Origin of the sequence: Natrinema versiforme JCM 10478 (genome assembly GCF_000337195.1) — an archaeon.
GTDB lineage: Archaea > Halobacteriota > Halobacteria > Halobacteriales > Natrialbaceae > Natrinema > Natrinema versiforme.
In genome coordinates, this window is sequence record NZ_AOID01000013.1 from 22,856 (window position 1) to 40,558 (window position 17,703).

Sequence of the window (17,703 nt, forward strand, 5' to 3'; positions counted from 1 at the left end):
AGACAGTGGTCCCCTACGAGATCGACTGGAGCGAAGACCGAGAGACGATCGGGCTCTCGCTGGATCAGTCGCTTGAACTCACAGTCCGTGCACCGATGACGGCGACAATCGATGATGTCGAAGACGTACTCGAGAGCCGCCAAGAGTGGCTGCTCGAGAAGCTCTATGGGCTCAAGGAACAGTCAGAGCCGCCGTATCCGAAAGAGTTCATGAGCGGCGAGAAGCTACCCTACCGCGGACGCCAGTACCATCTCGATGTTGTCGAGGCAGATGTCCCGGAGCCCCGGCTCTCCTTCGACGGGACTGAGTTTACCCTACGCGTGCATCGGTTTGATTCACCCGCCGACGGGGTTAGTGTCCGGCGGAAGCGCCAAGCCGTGATCGACTGGTACCTCCATCGTGCCGAAAAGGAGTTGCCCGACCGAAGTCCACAGTACGAATCGAAGTTGGGACTATCCGATGTCTCGATTGACGTTGGTGAGTTCTCTGGGCGATGGGGTGAATTCGACGATGGGACAGTTCGGCTGAACTGGCGACTCATCCTCGCTCCTGTCCGAATTCAGGACTACGTTCTCGTCCATGAGCTGGCGCATGCTGCTCATGACAATCACTCCGACGCGTTCTGGAATACGGTGGGGACATTGATTCCAGATTACGAGAAGCGTCGTGAGTGGCTTCGACTGAACGGAAATTCGTTGACCGTCTAACTCGAATACTCTAAGCAGCTACTCTACTACCCATACAACTTGCCAATTCGGTCGTCCTCGGGCGATTTGACAATGTTGTACTAACATTTATAATAACTATAAAATATAAGAAATATAAATAATATTGTGAGAGGCCACAGAGAGTTATACACCAGTAGCCCTCCCCCACACGATCGAGGTAGGAGTCCCATTCGCCAAAGGGGGTAAATTATGAGACTCGAGAAACGCTAAGTGTAGCGAACCACCCAGAATACTGTTAATTTGTGCTGTGTACATAAGACAGAGCTGAGATATCCATCACATCTCTTTGGACGGACTTCCTTATAATATCAAACGAAGCAATGTGAACTAGGCATAACCTCCATTATCTCTGAGACTAACTACACTATGAATGCTAGGATTGGGGGAATTTCTCGCTTCGACAGCTATCGGCCAAGTCATCAGAAGATTTGTTGACAGAATACTTTCCAAGTGTGGAATTGATATCGGTACCAATGATTCTGAGCGCAAGGAACGAATGGAGCTAATACATGCCCTAGCTCGGGCCCAACGAGAGCAGGCTGAAGAACGTCAACAGGCTCAAACTGAGCGAAATGAGCGTGAAGATCTCGAGGCACGACTGGAGCAGCAGAGACGTGTTATAGATCTCATGGATCGGAAGGGGTATGACCGAGAGATGCTCGTGAAGCGGTACGAAAAAGATTCTGAACTATATGTTCTCCTAATTGCTGCTGCCGACAAAGACGCTGAAGAGGAAGAAAACAGCTATTTAAAAGACAAACTCAACAATGAGTACGATGCAGAGGCAATCGCTGGTGCACTCAAAATTATACCTCCTCACCAAATCCCGGAGTCCATCGCCAGTGACGAGGATGTCGAGGAATGGGCATGTCAGTTAGTGGAAAAACAACCTGACGAGTCGCCCCCCTCTGGGATCTATTTGGCGACACGAAAGAATCTTGAAAGCATCTACTCCGAAATCGATACGAAAAAGTTCGATAACGGCTGGAAGACCGCATCAGAAGTAATAGACCAAGTGTTGGGAACTGATGATTTACAGGGACTTATTAACTCTGCACCAGTCACCCCTGTCTCCCTAGTCCAAGATGGGGATTTGCTTTTCCTTGCACACGGTGCTTTACCTGATTCGGAGATTGAGACTATCGATAAACACCAACCGGACATCGCAAATGATCTGGGGGATCCAAATCTCCGTGAATTGGCCGAGGAAATCTCGACTGAAGGGATGGCGATCAAATTAGATGTCTATACGGATAATCCTAAGAAGACGGCTTCTGCTCTGCTTGACGAAGCAGAGCGTATCCATCGTCAACTATCCGATTCTGAGGCAGTTACAACCTTCTAATTAGACATTAGCTACTCCTTCTGATTGGAAGTGAAATTTGGCTTGTGGCAATCTACGCTGGTGCCGCTGGCAAGTGCACTACCGACGGCGACCAGATATCTGGTCACGAGGTTGCCGTCGGTCAAATGTTCCAGACCACAGCCGCTGGATCATGTCGATCCACACCGTCGTAGAACAGCGCCAGCGTCGACTGTTGCGTTGTCTCGAGCACGGCATCACGGTCGTTACCGAGTGCCCGGCATCGAAGCCCGCAGTACGACCGGAGTTCGTTGTTCGCTGCGCCGAACCCGTGCGAAATTCGCTCACGTCGGATCGCATCGTCTGCGACAAGTACGAGCGAGCGCCCACAGTGCGCGCACGACTCGCTAGAACACATTACTCTCCCTCCAGCGCCGATCCCATCTCAAGTCGCACTACGTCAGTCCGTCGGTCACGGATCCGATGCCCACCAGCCCGACAAACCGGACAGCGAAGATCCTCTCGGATGGCGTCGACGTGATCGCACGCCGCGCTACGGACGATCAGCAGCTCGGCCGCGCAGCGTCGACACTCAACCATCGTCGCTCACCGTTGGGATCGACGTTGCGTGGACCACGCCGTGCACCGGACAGTGCTGGCCCGCCATGGGTCCGAAGTCGCTTAACTTGACGACCGCTGTTGGTCGCCCACAGCGCGGGCAGCCACCGTCGCGAGGGTCAGTTTCTTGCCGATTCGGCTCGTACGATTGACCGCCTGTATCCCGGATCATTGTCCTGAGCCGAGACAGGCATCAACCGCGTGTTCCAGCACGCGGTTTCTCGAGGAACAATCCCCCCGAGCATGGTGCCTGTCCCCATCTATTCCTTCTACGGCATAGATCATAAAGCCCTATTATAGTGTCTAAGACTCTCGTATTCGGTGATATGCCTTTTCGGCACACCGCCCACAGCATAGATGCGAGCGCAAAGAATAGACTGCGCCGGCCACGGCGGCCGGCTTATTGGGTGACGACGATCACCGTCATGTCGCCGTTAGCGTGCTCGAGGATACGATCGATCACGTCGCCCGTTGCGTCGCCGCTCGTCTCGAGTGCAACAGCACCCCCGTCAGTCGCCGCATTCGCGAACGCGTCGGTCACGTTGCTCGGCACTGCCGGTTCGGCCTGTGCGAGGTCCTGCGCGTTCTCGTCTCGGTGGAGATGGCAGTGGTCGTCATCGACGACCGGGTTCTCGCACTCTGAGCCGTCCGCGCACTCCGCGCCGCAGACGTCGCCACCGTTCGTCGCGTGCTGGGCCTGTTCTTCGACCAAGGTACGCTCAGCCGGAATGTCGGTCGGCTCGTCGGCTTGTGCCGTCTCGACTATCTCACCGTCTTTCGTTGCCCAGCGAGGTCGATGCGTCACGTTTGCGTCCGTTTCGAGGTCGAGCTGCTCGTAGTTTGCGACGAGGTCGATGTCATGGATGTCTGTCTCGTCGTCGGTGATCGCGTCGACCGCAATCTCGTCCGCGTCCAGCACTTCCGTCGCGATCGGTGCAGCGCCAGTGGCGTACATGGCAGCGAATTGGTGTTTGCAGATGGTCGAGCCATCGTCCGCATCGGGACAGTCGCACCGGCCCGCCGCAAGGTCAACGCGGTATTTGTTGCCGCTCGCGCCAGATTCGACGACAAAACGGCCGTCACCACCGTCGTCCGAGATGCGGTGGCCGTCGAACAGCGCGCGAATCTGCCGACCGTCATTCAGGGGGTCGATTCTCGCCGCGATTTCGTGGTCGAGAGCGTATTTCGAGGTCATTGTCCTGAGCCGAGGTCGGTCGATGAGTCATCGGCCCGTTCCAGCGGGTCTCCTCACCTCCTCCCTCTATCTATTCCTACTACGGTATAGACTATAAAGCTAACACAGCAAGGCTATGACTGTTGATTTTCCTGATACGCCGTCTACGGCACAGCCGTCGACGGAACCACTAAGGCCGACGATGGCATAGAGCGCGATAGGCTAATGAGCCGACCCTACCGCGTCGATCCCGAGGACTGTCTCGAGCCCTTCGACGAGCTCGAGAATCCGACTGAGCCACTGAGTTCGCGAGAAGTCGCCGACACTGTCGGGATCGCGCGCCGAACTGCACATAAGAAACTCGAAACGCTCGTCGAACGCGGTCAGCTCGAGAGCAAGTCGCTTGGCAAACGGACGCGCGTCTGGTATCGTACCTACAATGCTATCGAAGCCAGTGATGACGAAAACGATGGCGAGCCGGACGAAATCGGCGAGAACTAACTGCGATCCCTCAGTCGAAACTATACGGGAGATTCGATGGTACGTCGATCGTCTGTTCAAGTTCGTTGATGCTCACGTCAATCAGTGATACGGCTGATCACTGAAACTCGCTTGAGGTAATCCGGACGAGATGGTCGAGACAAGACAAAAGACGCTGGCAGCGTGAGACGACACGGCACGAGATTCGGTGGATCGGTTCGTGTTGGGGAATGGAGATCGCACGCAGCCTCAGAGGCTGTATACGATCTCAAGGAGTGCCGTGAGTGATCCAACAGAATGTTGAGGATCAACACGGCGAAATAGCCACACACGACGAACGGTGATGACTGATCTCGTACTTACTGGTAGTTCACGTCGTTCGTATCTGGCCCGTCGACAGTTCGTACACAGCACCTCTTTCGAGTAGTTTATCGATCCCGTGTTTGATCGTCTCAACACTCATTTCCAACTGCGCGTCCGCTGCCTCGATCACATCCTCGGTCGGCACGCCGTCGTCATATTCTGTCTCGATACCGATGATCACCCGCATCAGCTGCTGCCAGCGATCGAGGTCACCTGTATCCGTGATCCCCGCGTCGAATTGCCCTGTTTCCGGATCCCAATTCAACCCGATCATCTTCTGGGTTACCTGCTTAGCCCGTTCGGCGTGGCACGGTTCGACCGTGTCCGACAGCTCGCACCGTGCGAACGCGGTCGCCAGCCGTATGCCGGCACCCAGCGTACGCAGCGTCACCGGCACGGCTGCGTCCTCATCGCTGTCGTGGCCGTTGTTCAGGTTGCGTGCCATCAGGTAGAACTCTCTGAGTGCCGCTTTCGCCTCGGAGGTTAGCTGCGGGAATACCTCCTCCCGTGCATAGGAAACCCACGCACGGAGGACGGCGATCGGCACGTCGCGCTCAGCGGCCACCAGCTCTGCGTCGGTTGGCTTGTCGCTGAGTTCTTTCGTCGCGATCTCGTCGTAGGCATCGAGGTAGCGGTCAGCCTTCGCCGCGTCGGCCTCCCTGTCCACCTTGTCAACGAGATCGATCAGTACGTCCATCCGCGAGATAAGCGCGGGATCCATATCTAACTGCTCGTCCAGTGGCTCGTGCCGATTGAACCGGCCATGGATGGGGTTGCCCGACGCCAGCAGCGCCGTTCGCGTCTCCAGATCGGCCGAGATACCGGCTTTATCTATTTTCACCATCTGATCGCCTTCGAGGGCATCATGGATCGCCTTCGTCTCGCCGTCGAGTACGTCATCAACCTCGTCAATGATGCAGTGGCCGCCATTCGCCCGCGGCATGATTCCCGGTTGGAGCGTCCACTTGCTCTTGCCCGCGAACTCTTCGTGGATCGCGGCGGCAGTGAGGCCCACCTCGGAGAGGCCAGTCCCCGAGCGGTACTCGACCATGGGGGCGATCTTTGCGAGTTCGCTCAACAGGGTTGACTTCCCGGTGCCGGGGTCGCCGATTAGTCCCATGTGGATGTCGCCCCGGTACTGGCCTTCCTCTTGGTCGACGCGGTAGGAGCCGAACAGCCACGCGACGCAGGCGTCGAGAACGGTCTCGAATTTCTCATCGGCTTCGAGTGTCGGCACGATGTTCTTGCGAAAGAGCGTTACGGGGTCGTCGACGCCCGCACACTCGTGGATCTGCTCGCGGTGGGCGTCGATATCGATCTCGGTGTCATCGGTGCCGTGGAAGACGATCGCCCCGGCGTCGATCCATGTGTCGCACTCCGGGTCAGCGTTTCGGCCTTCGAGCCCGGTTTCGTCAACTCTACGCTCGCCGAGGACGGTCACCTGCTCGCCGGCGCGGTCGGGGAGTCCATTAGAGCCTCCAAGATCGCAGAGGTCGCCGGTGACGTAGACGGGAGTTGAGGCTCCCTCAGCCTGTGCAGCTTCGTCGGGTGGCGTCTCGAGTTTAAGCTTGCGCTGATTGACGAACGTCGACTCGCCGATGTGGAGGTTAAACGGGGGCGAGTCCCGATCGCAGTTGTTGCACACGTTCGGCCTCTTCTGCTTGTGTCGGGGTTGGTTCTCGTACGCGAACGAGCCACAATTACCACACTCGAAGGCACCGATGACCAGCAGTGGTTTCTTTGCAGTAACCTTCGACAGCTGTCCCTCTACAGCGATGTAGGTGCCGATGTGATCTGCTTCAAGATCAGAAATTGACAACCGCTCCATCGCACCCTCGGAATCCGTCAGACGGACTGTGACGCCGCTCAGATCAATCCCCTCGTCATGCTCCTCTGCGTACTCCATCAACGCTCGCTCGTAGTACCTTTTCACTTGGTGTGGGTTCTCAAGGAAGTCATCTACAGGAATTCCCTCGTAGGTGGCCACGTCGGCATACTCGACCCAGAACAGTTGCTCATCCGGCCACTGTTCGACGAAGTCGGCGATTTGGTTGGCATACTCTTCCTCGTAGAAGGTCTCAATGCAATCGGTGTAGCTTGCTGGCGAACTCATGAAAAATCACCCGGCTGGTGTTCGTCTGGCGCTTCATCAAGGAGCTCCTCGACGGTCATGTCGGCTTCCTCTGCTTTCTTCTGAATCTCCGAATTGTCTACCGTCCGAAAGTTCGGTCTGATCGATTTGACGAACTCTACAGCCTCGCGCCGGGCCTGCTCTTGTTGTTGCTCCTGCTCTGCTTTCGCCTGCTCGACCCGCTCGAGTTCGTTGCGCTTAGCCTTGAGGCGATTTTCGAGATCTTCAATCTCGCGTTCAAGTTGCTGGATCCGTAGCTTGCGGGCGGTATCCTCCGGCACCGGCATCCCGTCATTGACGTGGGCGGAGAGCAACTCGTTGATGAGCCCACTGACGTTGACGTTCCGCGCCTTGAGCTGGTCCAGTACATGGGCGTCGATGGAGATCCCCGTCCGCTTCTTCTCGCTCATCACGCACCACCCCCCAGCAGCGCGTGGTAACCACACCGAGAGGAGTGTAACACGATCTCGATCGCTACCTCAACTGTTCTACTGCCTACGTACTGGTAGTACGTAGTACGAGTAATACGTACTAACACGAGTAACACTACTACGGCGGTCAGTGGCAGGGTGGATGAAAGAGGATCGCACCGTGGCCAATCTGTTCTCTGTGCAGGCACGGGGGAGCAGAAACCTATTCTGTCGTCAGTCTGAATCTTATCTATCATGGATCTATAGCTATGGGTATCGCTGATAGTCGGGGATCTGTACTGCCGTGCTTGCTTCAAATCGATCTGTTGACGCGATCGCATCACGAGTAGGTCTGGGTGGTTTTGGGAAAAATCTACCCCTATTGTGTGATTATTAAACCTTTCATCCGAAAGCATGCAAATATGTTTTATAATTATCTGGTTCGTTAGGGTTTATATCGTATCTAAAAACTGTCTCCGTTGTTCCATTTTTTCCTCTTCTGAACGTTGATCATAATGCATCTCGAGAACGTCCTGTGAGACATTTGCACGCCCACTTACAGCACGCATTGGCCACTCTGCTTTGAGCCAGTGTGTGATTGCGCCTCGTCGTATAGCGTGTGGCGGGACCGAAGATGGGCAGCTATACTCTTTTGTGTTCCCGGCAGCGTCACAATCAGCAATAGTTCGCCCGTGTGGACAGTCGCCTGAGACGGCGCAGGGCCGTGTCCACGCGTAGACAAGCTTTCGAAGGTGTGTTTTATGCGATCGGCCTTGAACCGTCGCTAACAGCGGTTCACGGCCATTTCCGTCGGTCACAGCTGGACGCTGTTCTCCGACCCAGTCGTCGAGGACAGCACGAGTACTCTCAGCGATAGCGACGTGACGCTCACCGTCAGCCTTGTTTTTCAGCGGTGTGTCAGTAGCTGGTCGGTGGACAACCTCGAGTGAGAGTTCCATTGGGTCATAGTCGTCGACATCGAGTGCGTGTGCGGCACCAATACGGAGTCCGCACTGCCAGAGTAGGAGCAGGGTAACGTGGGCGAGCGACGCGTACTCGTACTTAGAGAGGTAGTTGAGAACCTCGTCGGCACGATCAGCCTCGAGCATTACATCGCGGACGTTGTCGCCGGCCTCGAGAGATGGACTTTGAACGGCGAGGTGGAGATCGTTCGCGGCAAAGCCGATATGTTCACACCAACGGATGAAGACGCGCAACGTGTCCATCTGCGTCTTCTCGGAAACACGGTTTAGGTCACCATCGTCACGCCGCCATAATCGGTATTGATGCAGATCACGTCCTGTGAGTTCTGCGATCGTCTCGATCTCGTTCTCGTCACACCAACGGACGAAGTGACCGAGTCGTGATCGATGGGCGTAGAGCGTACTGGAGCTGACATTCGGCTCACGGTCGGCGAGGTACATTTCGTAGGCCGATTCGGGGTCGATTTTGTCGAGTTCGTCTGTGGTCATGGTCACACACGGGTGAGTGAGGGAGACCACAACAGGCCGCGTGGCTACACCGCAGCGGTAGCCACAGCCCCGGCCGGGCGCTCCACCGGGAGTGTCAGTGGCCACTTGGCCACCGCGTCAGCAGCCCGGCCGCGCAGGCGAAGCCGAGCAGCCCGGAACTGGGAAGCTGTCACGGGTGAGCGCGAGCGGAGCGAGCGCGAGTCATGCTGACATGGTCCGCGCAGCGAAGCGAGCAGAACATGTCAGCTTTGGTTCAAATCCTGTAGCGCCCATCCGTTTTCCGAACGCTTCGAATCCGACAGACGTCGTAGGGTTGCTTATAAATTAATGGGTAGTTCTGGGGGTCGCGTTTAGTTTGTAGCATTCTGCCAGACGGCGAAGGCCTGGAGCCACGATTCTGCGGTTGACGGTTTGACGTGACTGAAGAAGTTTGAGAATGAAGAAGTATGTCTTTTTATCTCCCGAAAGACACGTTCGGCAGCGTTCCGATTTCCGTGTTTTTCGTATCGAAATCGGAGTCCGTGCCGGCGGAGTGCTGTCTGTAGATGCTGTGCACCATCGACGAGAAACACCGCATCTTCGATATCGTGTTTCTCAATTAGTTCTCGCAGAAAACGTTCAGTCAATGCAGTCGTAGTCGTCGAAAATAGCCGTGTATGGAGGATTCTGTTTGTTTCAGGATTGACGGCAGCGTACAGCCAATACTGGTGATCATCGATTTGAATCACTGTTCCGTCGAGCGCAACGTGATTCGGATTTGTATCAGTTGCTGGCTGTAGATCGGCTTTCTGTACCCAATCGTGTACAGCCTTGCGTGATCGTTCGACACCGAACTTCTCTAATTCTCGAACGGTATTCGAAAGCGAGAGGACAGCAAGATGGAGTCGAATACCGAGCGCCATCAGCTGACGCGGTGTCCGCTCTCGCTCCACAAAACTCAAATCAATCCAGTCGCTACACCCACTGAGGCGGTCGATTTTTGGCATAGAGCACCACAAAATCGTCCCGCCTCACTTTTCATGCTTAACGAAACAGCGCCGGTCTATGAATAGAACGTCAGACAATCAGTCTCGAGTAAAGAATATTCATCCGAAGCCGCTGTACCATCCGAAGTGAATTCTGCTTGCTCGGCGCTGATTAATTGCATAGACTCAAATCCTGACCAAGAGCTCCTACACTAGTCCCACGCCGCTCTACTGACGTACTGTGTATCCTGACTTGGATCTTGAGAATACCTCTGTCTGGCCTTCTATACTACACCTCACGCCTGGTTGATTTCCGGACAAATATGGCTTAGTAGCCCTTCTCGATTGTCAAACAGGCTATGTCCATTTGGATACTCAAATTCGCCTCCCTTCTCCTGTTGAATTGGGGAGAGAAACACTTGGACCGGATCACCCTTCTCTAAGTCAAGTTTCTCCGTTTCCGCTTGGGGGATGTTAATTCGTTTGTCCTGCTGGACTTTTGCTGTGAATATCGAGTTCCGAGTGAAGAACCGTCGGAGTATAATCTGTCCCCGATTCTGCATACTGCCATATCCCCACTAAATTTGATCGTGTGGCCCAGCATTTCGTCCGGTATCGCATCGATCAATCCGTCCGAATTATCGGCTTACCGCTCGACTGAACCACCATACCAGAGGATCCCTGCTTCAGTATACAGTTCCGAAGCTTTCAATGGAGTCGAGCTTCCACTACCCAATGATTGCTCATCATACATCCCGTTAACTTATTATATAACAACTATTGACTGGATGTATGGACCAGAGGGTGCAAAAAATACTGGGGGTAACGTTCTCTATTTTACTGATAACCGGAGCGATCGGGCCAGCCATGGCTGCTCCGGGAAGAAATACAGCAGGGGCAGCCGTCAACGATGATAGCCTGAATGGGGCACATCAACTCTTCACTGCGGGTGAACGGGATCCGGCCGCGCTCGAGTTGAAGTACGCTGCCGTCACCGAGTTCGCAGTGATTCAACCTGCTGATCAACGCGACGAACGACGGAAAAAGCAGGTTGGGAAGCGAATCAACGAGACGCTTGATTTCTATCTCGACAAAGACCGCGTTGAGAGCCATAAGGTGTTCGAAGGCGATGCCGCGGCCGTCTCCCGCTTAGCACCACTCGCAGACGCTGATCCAGCGCAGGTCAACCAGTCGACGTGGTTGCTCACGAAGGCGAACGCGCGGACGGCCAACGTCTCCGTCACGGACACGCGGCGCGCCCTCGAGCGATTCGAAGACGATATCGATAATCCCGGTCACAAAAACGCCATCGAGAGCCACCTTCGAAACGCCGAACGTGCGTACGATCGCGGTGAAAAACTTCTCGAGGACGACGGGGGCAGCAACGTCGAACAAACAGCGCGGAAGCGTGCACGAGCTATCCGACAGTTCATGACTGCCTGGCGCCAGAGCCAGCAGGCACTGGACAAACTCGAGCGCCAGACGACGCCGCGGGTACGGATCACGACCCGGAACGACCCCGTTCGAAACGGCTCGGAAGCCACGAATCGGACCATCGGCGGTGCGATCGAGACGGTCCGGCCGAACGAACTCGGGAATGTGACGGTGACGGTCGAGGATGGTTCTACTGTCGAAGTCGAGCCGGGTACCAGTACCGTGCCGGCGTCAAACGTCACGTTTGTCGCGAACGTCAGCTTCGAGGATCGAGAACAGCGCATTCGGGCGACGCTCGAAGAGAGCACGAACCGAAAGCACCACCGTGGGCCGCCAAAACACGCGAACGGACGGTCGTCGTCCTCGGACTCGTCGCCGACCACCGACGAACTGCTACTGGACGGTGACGCGCTCCCGGATACATACGAACTCGAGAGGGCCGGGACCGACCCACTGGATCCCGACAGCGATTCCTCGAAGACAGCCGTCGACGAGAGCGATAACGGGACGATCGACGGCCTTGAAGACTTCGACGACGACGGGGTCACGACCTACCACGAGGGGCTGTTCGGGACCGACCCGTTCAGCGGGGACACCGATGGCGACGGGCTTCCGGACCGCTACGAGATTCGGTATTCGAAACTCGACCAGACGAAGGCCGACACGAACGACGATGGCGTCACCGATGACGAGTGGGACATCGACAACGATAGTCTGACCACGCTCGAGGAGTACGAGGCCGGCACGACGCCGACACAAGCCGACGAGGATCGTGACGACCTCGATGATGACCGCGAACTCGAGATCGGCACAAACTCGAGTGATCCCGATACGGACGACGACGGACTGCTTGACGGCGAGGAGATTGCCCTTGGAACAGATCCACTTGTCGCGGACTCTGACGGCGACGGAACGCTGGATGGCAACGCCACGTACACGACGGCGACGAGCAACGAGTCGCTCGGCGTCAACGTTTCGCTGGCGGGTAGCGGTGACATCGCCAGCGGCGTCACGATCGAGAACGGTTCACAAGAACAATTCGAGAGCGGTTCGATCGAGTCGGCCCAGGTCACGTCGTTCGTCGACCTCGAGTCCGAGGAGTCGTTCGAGTCGGCGAACGTCACGTTCTCCTACGATGACTCACAGCTCGGAGAAACGAACGAATCGGATCTGGTCGTCTTCCGGTACAACGAGTCGCTGAGGGTATTCGAACCCCTGAATACGACGGTCGATCAGGAGTCGAACACAGTCACTGGAGAAACCGAACACTTCTCGCGGTTCGTCGTCTTCGACGTGCGTAACTGGGCGTCGAACTTCGTCGCGGAACGCCCCGAAAACGAGACTGACGAGTCGGAAGTCCAGCCCGTCGACGTGACGATGATCATCGATTCGTCGGGCTCGATGAGTTCGAATGATCCCCAAGAGTTCCGTAAGCAGGCCGCCAAAGAGTTCGTCGGCGCATTAGTCGAGGAAGATCGAGCAGGCGTCGTTGACTTCGACGGGAATGCTCACGTGGCTCAAGAGTTGACGACCGACTTCGGGTCAGTCAACCTCACGATCGACAGTCTCGACGCCAACGGCGGAACCGATATCGGCGACGGTGTCGAAAAAGCAAATCAGCACTTCGCTGAGACGAGCAACAATTCCCGCGCACAGGTTGGGATCCTCCTCACTGACGGTCAGGGCGACGGAGGTCGCGCAGAGGCGCGCACGGCAGCCCGGCGGAATACGACGATTTACACGATCGGATTTGGCGGTGCGGATGGAGATAAGCTCCAGGACATCGCTCAGATCACCGGTGGCAACTACACGCACGTTGACGATCCGGCTGATCTGCCAAACGTGTTCTCGCGGGTCGCCGACGATATCGGTGCACAGGACACTGATGGTGACGGAATTCCCGATGTCGCCGAACACCGCGGGGTGGTCACCCCGAATGCTGGCATGCTCGAGACCGATCCGTACAGCGCCGATACGGACGGTGACGGACTCGAGGACGGAACCGAACTCGGAGAGGCGATTACTGCAGAGGAACTACGAGACCGAAACACCGACGGCTCTGGTCCCCCGGGTCCGGACCCGAAGTATCAGGCGATCGTTGGAACGGTCTCCAGAGCCGGATACAATACCAGCGAACTCTCCGGATCGATCTACATCGACCCGGTGAGCGACCCAACCCGCGTTCACACCGACGGCGACGGCGTTGACGACTACACGGAGCGTCGGGAGCCAGTGACCTACGCCCGAACGACGAGTCGCGAGTCGACGAAATCGGCCCTCGAGACTGGTGAGCTGACGGAAGAGACTTTCGAAGAGGCCTACGACACCGGTCAGGCGACATCTGATCCGTGGAATAGTGACACGGATTACGATGATCTCGACGACGGTCGCGAGCGCAACCTCGCGACGAATCCAAACGACGGTGATACAGACGACGACGGTATCAGGGACGGTGACGAGACGAGTGGTCGGAACGATCCGACGTTGTACGATGTCCACCCGCCGAACATAGATGTCTACACGAGCGGCTGGCGCGTCCCGGAGACGAGTCTCGACGCCACGTACTGGGCGCGCGCATCGATCGAAGATGAGGCAGGTATCGAGGAGGTCGCGTTCGTCAAGGAGGGCTCCGTCGAAAAACGGTTCGATACCTCCGATGACGAGCTGACACGTCGGTTCGAGTACACGGAGCGGATCTCCGGCGGGAACGTCGATACTAGTAACATCAAGTCGACAGTCATCTCGGGTACTGGAAGCGCGATCGACCTTAGTGGTGATCTCGCGGGAGCCATCGCTGATACGACCCTCGGGACAAGCGTGTCCCTGCGCGCGACGGACGCGAACGGCAATCGCCAGCAGGCCGTCGCCGTGCAGCGAGCGAACTTCTACGGGTACATGGCCGGTGAACTCCCGACCGGTTGGGACCTCGCAGACAGGGAGGTCGCACGAAAACTCGGTACAGTCTCCGGGTTCTCCGCGAGCGTCGGCGTCGCCTTCCGGGATGCCGAACAGCTCCTGCACGATCCCGGTGCGTTCATCGAGGGCATGCGGGCTATGCTCGAGCTCGTCGCCGAGGCCGATCCAGCCGTCATTGACAGGCTGATCGACGGCTACATCCAGCAGTTCGAACAGAAACAGGAGCAAAACAACCCGTACGACAGGGGTACGACGAAGTACGGGCTCTTCGAGGCGAACTGGTACGAGGGATACGCGCTCGGCTTCCTCTCGAAACTCGTCGTCAGCGGTGGCTCCACCGGAGCGAAAAACGCGATCAAGAGCACCGATCGCGTCGGCGATATCACGGACCGGCTCTCGGACAGCCGCGCCCTTCGGGCGCTCTCTCGGATCGATGGCGCGACCGACGCCGCCAAAGCGCGAGTGACCGCACGCCTGCTGCTGGCGACCGACGACGCCGCGGAACCGCTGCTGAGTCAAGCTGATACCGCCGGCCAAGCCTACCGGCTGTGGCGGCTGCAGCGCGGAATGGATGCCGATGTGGATGCGTTGCCGGAAACCAGACAGCAACAGCTCGGACGGTTCCTGTCCCAGACTGGTGGAGACGGACAGCAGATCTACGATGAGCTCGCCGCCGCCGACGGTGAAGCTGCAGACGCCCTGCTCGAGATCGATACCCCCGGGGTCCAGCGTCGCCTCGTGAGAGCCCATCAAAGCGGTGACCTCGATTCAGCCGAGTTGTCTACAGTAGCCAAACGCTACGACAATCTAGATCCGGACGAGAAAGCGCTCGCACAGTGGTCGTTTACCCGATTCGGAGACGACGGCGTCAAACTGCTGAAACAAAACGTCTGTAACAGTCCCTGTGAGGGTGTTATCCGATCGGTCTATGAGCACTACACCAAAGCACCGGACGGATTAAGCAACTCCGAGACGAGGGACTTACTCAACGCGTACGCCAAAGCTGACAACACAGATATCGGCCCCGGCAGCCGTATGGATGCGAGTGATGTTCAGAACACCATTCGGGACCTCGACGATGACGGCGCCGCAGATGTGACGGACGCGATGGGTTCAGTTTCGGGAGCGAACAGTGGGTTCAGACAGATCGCCGGCGAGGTCGACGTTGCAAATAGCGTCTACCGGAGCGATAATATTGAGGGCAATGATATTACGATGCAGGTTACAACCAGAAATATAGACAATGCTCCAAACGTAGAAACTGAGGTTGACGTGAAGGTTGAGGGAGAGGTCTCGATCGGTGGAGAAACGTACCAGTCACCGGCAATCGAGTCAAAACACTGGAACCCCGAGAAATGGCCTCCGGAAGCAGTGGACGTTGATCCGAAGTGGAACAGCCAGCTGACCGATTTGGAGAACAAACTAGTGACTCAGGCAGTCAACGGCGAAGAGAATTTGATCGTCGCGCTCCCAAAAGAAACGATAACGAGACACGAGAGCAAACTCGAAGCATCATTCAGAAATACGCAACGAAAACTGGAATCCAACGACCACGTTACTGCAGATGACGTAGAGATAACGTACACTAGCTACGAGGAGATTGGATCGTAATATGCTTGGTCTGCCATACTACACGAAAGGGGATGTCGAAGATATTGACGTGGCAATTAGAGAAACCTGTGCAGTTGTCGGTCTCGAGACCGAACGAGTTCCCCCCGAACAGGTAAGTGCCGATGCACATACATCAGAATATATCGTCTCACAGGGTGAGTGGGACTTCACGATTGCATTCAACGTAGAATCCGAAGACAACCAAGCTGACACAAATACGTCCAGATCGCAAGATTTCGAGGTACCACCGTCAGAACTCAGCATCTCGGACGCGCGCTGGTTCTCAGACCCGGGCATAAACGGCATTGGTCAGGACGAGTACCAGCAGCGCGTCGATATTGTCTTCGAGTTTATCTGTCGACTCGCGATGGCGACCGACGTCGAGTACGCGCCGATGCTGGGCTTCGTGGACCCGATTCAGTGCTGGCCCACGGACTACCCGATTACCGATCACATCGAGGAACTCCCGATCTTCGGGATCTACTCCCAGTCGGCACTCGAGGACCTCGGGGGCCTCGAAGCTATGTTCGATCGATCGCCGTGGTACGTCGCAGAGCTTCCGAGCGGTCACACCGTTGTTATCCAGGAGGACTTCCCGTGGAACAAGCGCGACTGGTCACCGCCGACGGACGCGGCGTTCCTCGAAACGGCCACGTTCCCCGATTCCGGCGAGTACGCTGCCCACGACTTCGCGGATCCGTTCGCCGCCCTCGAGACGGACGCGATTGGGACCGACCTCTGTGTGCCTCGAGAGAAAATTGGTCCCGAATTCCGCAACGAGGACCTCGAACTGGTGCGGGTTCGGGTCGACGAGCAACGCGACCTCCGACGGCTCGACGACGGATCGTTCGTCCGAAACGTCGTCGACGACGACCCCGGTGATCCCGCCGCGTTCATGCGGGCGATGCTCGAGGAGATTCCAGCCGGCGCTACTGCCGACGATCTGATGGTCTCGGCACTGCTCAAAGACGCGATCCAACCGGCCTTCGTCCGTCTCGAGGATCCGGCCGACGAAACCATCGTCTCGAGGGTCGTGGCTCTCGACAGCGATATCAACAAGGTGGAGTTCCTCATCACTCTCGGCCGAGTCGCTCGCGAAGCGGACTTCTCTGTCGCCGATAGCCGAGAGATAGAACAGGTTTTCGAGTCACTCGAGACGTTCGACGCCACCGTCGACCTCGATCAATACCTTCGAGACCGCCTGCTCTAACTCACGGAAACCGACTGCTAGTGGACAGAGGATTTTTCATCGTGTTGCCGGTATCAGTACCGTTCAAGAGCTACGACGATAGGGGTGAGAAAATTGAGTGAACGACTGAGAATGGACGGGACCGTCTTCGTCTCGTTCCACAGTACGGAACAGCCGCAGTACGACGAGTTGGTCAGCCCGACGCTGTCGGCCTGCGCGGAGGTGGGGCTCGTTACCGAATCAGCGGCAACTCAGGATACCGACACGGTCACGCTCAGCGATAGAAATAGAACGGCCGTATACGACGGCAATAGAGAGGTGCAGCTAAATTTCAGGATTGACGACTGGGACGGTCCGATAGATTCGGTGCTGAATATCACGACGACCGCTAATACGCTCGTCTCGGTGGATGCTGATCCCGACGATGAATATACCGGATTCGCGCGCGACTTAGTTGATCTCATACGCATCCTCGCCGTCGAGTTAGATCCCATCTACGTCTCGACGTTTAACACACACGTCGAACCGACCACTCCCTCGCCGGACACCGTTCTCCCATTCGAGTTCCCACTCGATCTCGATCGGATCCCGTGGTTGGGCGTCTACTCCGAGCCGGTGATCGAGCACCTCGGTGGCAGAGAGCACGTCCTCGAGACTCCGGCGTGGAATGTCGAGGAACTCGAAAACGGTAACATCCTCATTATTACGACTCGAACGCCGTGGGAAGGGTATCACAGCGAACTGCCAGCCGACGACCATCTCCTGGGGGACGGACGAAGTCGAACGGGAAGCGACCGACGACAGATCTGCCGGACTGTCCGATCCGTTCGCCGCACTGAACGGCGGCGAGCTCGGCGCCGACGTCTGCGTCTACCGCGACGACATCCGCGAAGAGTTCCGTAACGAAGA

11 protein-coding genes are annotated in these 17,703 nt (G+C 56.8%); 6 read left to right on the forward strand and 5 right to left on the reverse strand.

Annotated elements, in window-relative coordinates:
- Window positions 1–5 precede the first annotated feature (5 nt).
- Together C489_RS03280 and C489_RS03285 are read left to right on the forward strand one after the other, a co-directional pair.
- Complete coding sequence (locus C489_RS03280) at window positions 6–707, forward strand: M48 family metallopeptidase (protein ID WP_239642026.1); 702 nt, start codon at window positions 6–8, stop codon at window positions 705–707.
- Between the two features lie 391 nt (window positions 708–1,098).
- Window positions 1,099–2,073 (forward strand): hypothetical protein, encoded by a 975-nt coding sequence (locus C489_RS03285; protein WP_204366742.1) that lies wholly within the window; start codon window positions 1,099–1,101, stop codon window positions 2,071–2,073.
- Window positions 2,074–3,049: 976 nt separating this feature from the next.
- Here the strand turns inward: C489_RS03285 and C489_RS03295 are convergent.
- The gene (locus C489_RS03295) at window positions 3,050–3,844 is read right to left on the reverse strand and encodes a hypothetical protein (RefSeq protein WP_006429718.1); all 795 of its coding nucleotides are present in this window, start codon (window positions 3,842–3,844) and stop codon (window positions 3,050–3,052) included.
- Between the two features lie 204 nt (window positions 3,845–4,048).
- Between C489_RS03295 and C489_RS03300 the strand changes: the two genes are divergently transcribed.
- Window positions 4,049–4,324 (forward strand): helix-turn-helix domain-containing protein, encoded by a 276-nt coding sequence (locus C489_RS03300; protein WP_006429719.1) that lies wholly within the window; start codon window positions 4,049–4,051, stop codon window positions 4,322–4,324.
- A gap of 349 nt (window positions 4,325–4,673) precedes the next feature.
- Here C489_RS03300 and C489_RS03305 read toward each other — a convergent pair whose 3' ends face one another.
- From C489_RS03305 to C489_RS20635, 4 genes are all read right to left on the reverse strand, one after another.
- Entirely contained in the window at window positions 4,674–6,779 is a 2,106-nt protein-coding gene (locus C489_RS03305) for an AAA family ATPase (RefSeq protein WP_006429720.1), read from the reverse strand.
- Complete coding sequence (locus C489_RS03310; RefSeq protein ID WP_006429721.1) at window positions 6,776–7,207, reverse strand: type II toxin-antitoxin system CcdA family antitoxin; 432 nt, start codon at window positions 7,205–7,207, stop codon at window positions 6,776–6,778. Before C489_RS03310 ends, C489_RS03305 begins: the two co-directional genes overlap by 4 nt.
- 452 nt (window positions 7,208–7,659) lie before the next feature.
- The gene (locus tag C489_RS20630; protein WP_006429722.1) at window positions 7,660–8,679 is read right to left on the reverse strand and encodes a tyrosine-type recombinase/integrase; all 1,020 of its coding nucleotides are present in this window, start codon (window positions 8,677–8,679) and stop codon (window positions 7,660–7,662) included.
- A gap of 350 nt (window positions 8,680–9,029) precedes the next feature.
- Complete coding sequence (locus C489_RS20635) at window positions 9,030–9,665, reverse strand: IS6 family transposase (RefSeq protein WP_006429723.1); 636 nt, start codon at window positions 9,663–9,665, stop codon at window positions 9,030–9,032.
- Window positions 9,666–10,511: 846 nt separating this feature from the next.
- On the opposite strand from C489_RS20635, the gene C489_RS03325 reads away from it, so the two are divergent.
- From C489_RS03325 to C489_RS22505, 3 genes are all read left to right on the forward strand, one after another.
- Window positions 10,512–15,605, forward strand: a complete 5,094-nt coding sequence (locus C489_RS03325) for a vWA domain-containing protein (RefSeq protein ID WP_160163630.1) — start codon at window positions 10,512–10,514, stop codon at window positions 15,603–15,605.
- 367 nt (window positions 15,606–15,972) lie between these two features.
- Window positions 15,973–16,815 carry a hypothetical protein gene (locus tag C489_RS22450; RefSeq protein ID WP_006429726.1) on the forward strand — a complete coding sequence of 281 codons (843 nt, stop codon included), beginning with the start codon at window positions 15,973–15,975 and terminating at the stop codon, window positions 16,813–16,815.
- A 111-nt stretch (window positions 16,816–16,926) separates the two neighbouring features.
- Window positions 16,927–17,697 (forward strand): hypothetical protein, encoded by a 771-nt coding sequence (locus tag C489_RS22505; RefSeq protein WP_239642027.1) that lies wholly within the window; start codon window positions 16,927–16,929, stop codon window positions 17,695–17,697.
- Window positions 17,698–17,703 lie beyond the last annotated feature (6 nt).

What these genes read in the sequence shown, in the direction of transcription:
- C489_RS03285 (WP_204366742.1), top strand. Translation starts at nt 1,099, where the DNA reads ATGCTAGGATTGGGGGAATTTCTCGCTTCGACAGCTATCGGCCAAGTC.
- C489_RS03295 (WP_006429718.1), bottom strand. Translation starts at nt 3,844, where the DNA reads ATGACCTCGAAATACGCTCTCGACCACGAAATCGCGGCGAGAATCGAC.
- C489_RS03300 (WP_006429719.1), top strand. Translation starts at nt 4,049, where the DNA reads ATGAGCCGACCCTACCGCGTCGATCCCGAGGACTGTCTCGAGCCCTTC.
- C489_RS03305 (WP_006429720.1), bottom strand. Translation starts at nt 6,779, where the DNA reads ATGAGTTCGCCAGCAAGCTACACCGATTGCATTGAGACCTTCTACGAG.
- C489_RS03310 (WP_006429721.1), bottom strand. Translation starts at nt 7,207, where the DNA reads ATGAGCGAGAAGAAGCGGACGGGGATCTCCATCGACGCCCATGTACTG.
- C489_RS20630 (WP_006429722.1), bottom strand. Translation starts at nt 8,679, where the DNA reads ATGACCACAGACGAACTCGACAAAATCGACCCCGAATCGGCCTACGAA.
- C489_RS20635 (WP_006429723.1), bottom strand. Translation starts at nt 9,665, where the DNA reads ATGCCAAAAATCGACCGCCTCAGTGGGTGTAGCGACTGGATTGATTTG.
- C489_RS03325 (WP_160163630.1), top strand. Translation starts at nt 10,512, where the DNA reads ATGGCTGCTCCGGGAAGAAATACAGCAGGGGCAGCCGTCAACGATGAT.
- C489_RS22450 (WP_006429726.1), top strand. Translation starts at nt 15,973, where the DNA reads ATGGCGACCGACGTCGAGTACGCGCCGATGCTGGGCTTCGTGGACCCG.
- C489_RS22505 (WP_239642027.1), top strand. Translation starts at nt 16,927, where the DNA reads ATGGACGGGACCGTCTTCGTCTCGTTCCACAGTACGGAACAGCCGCAG.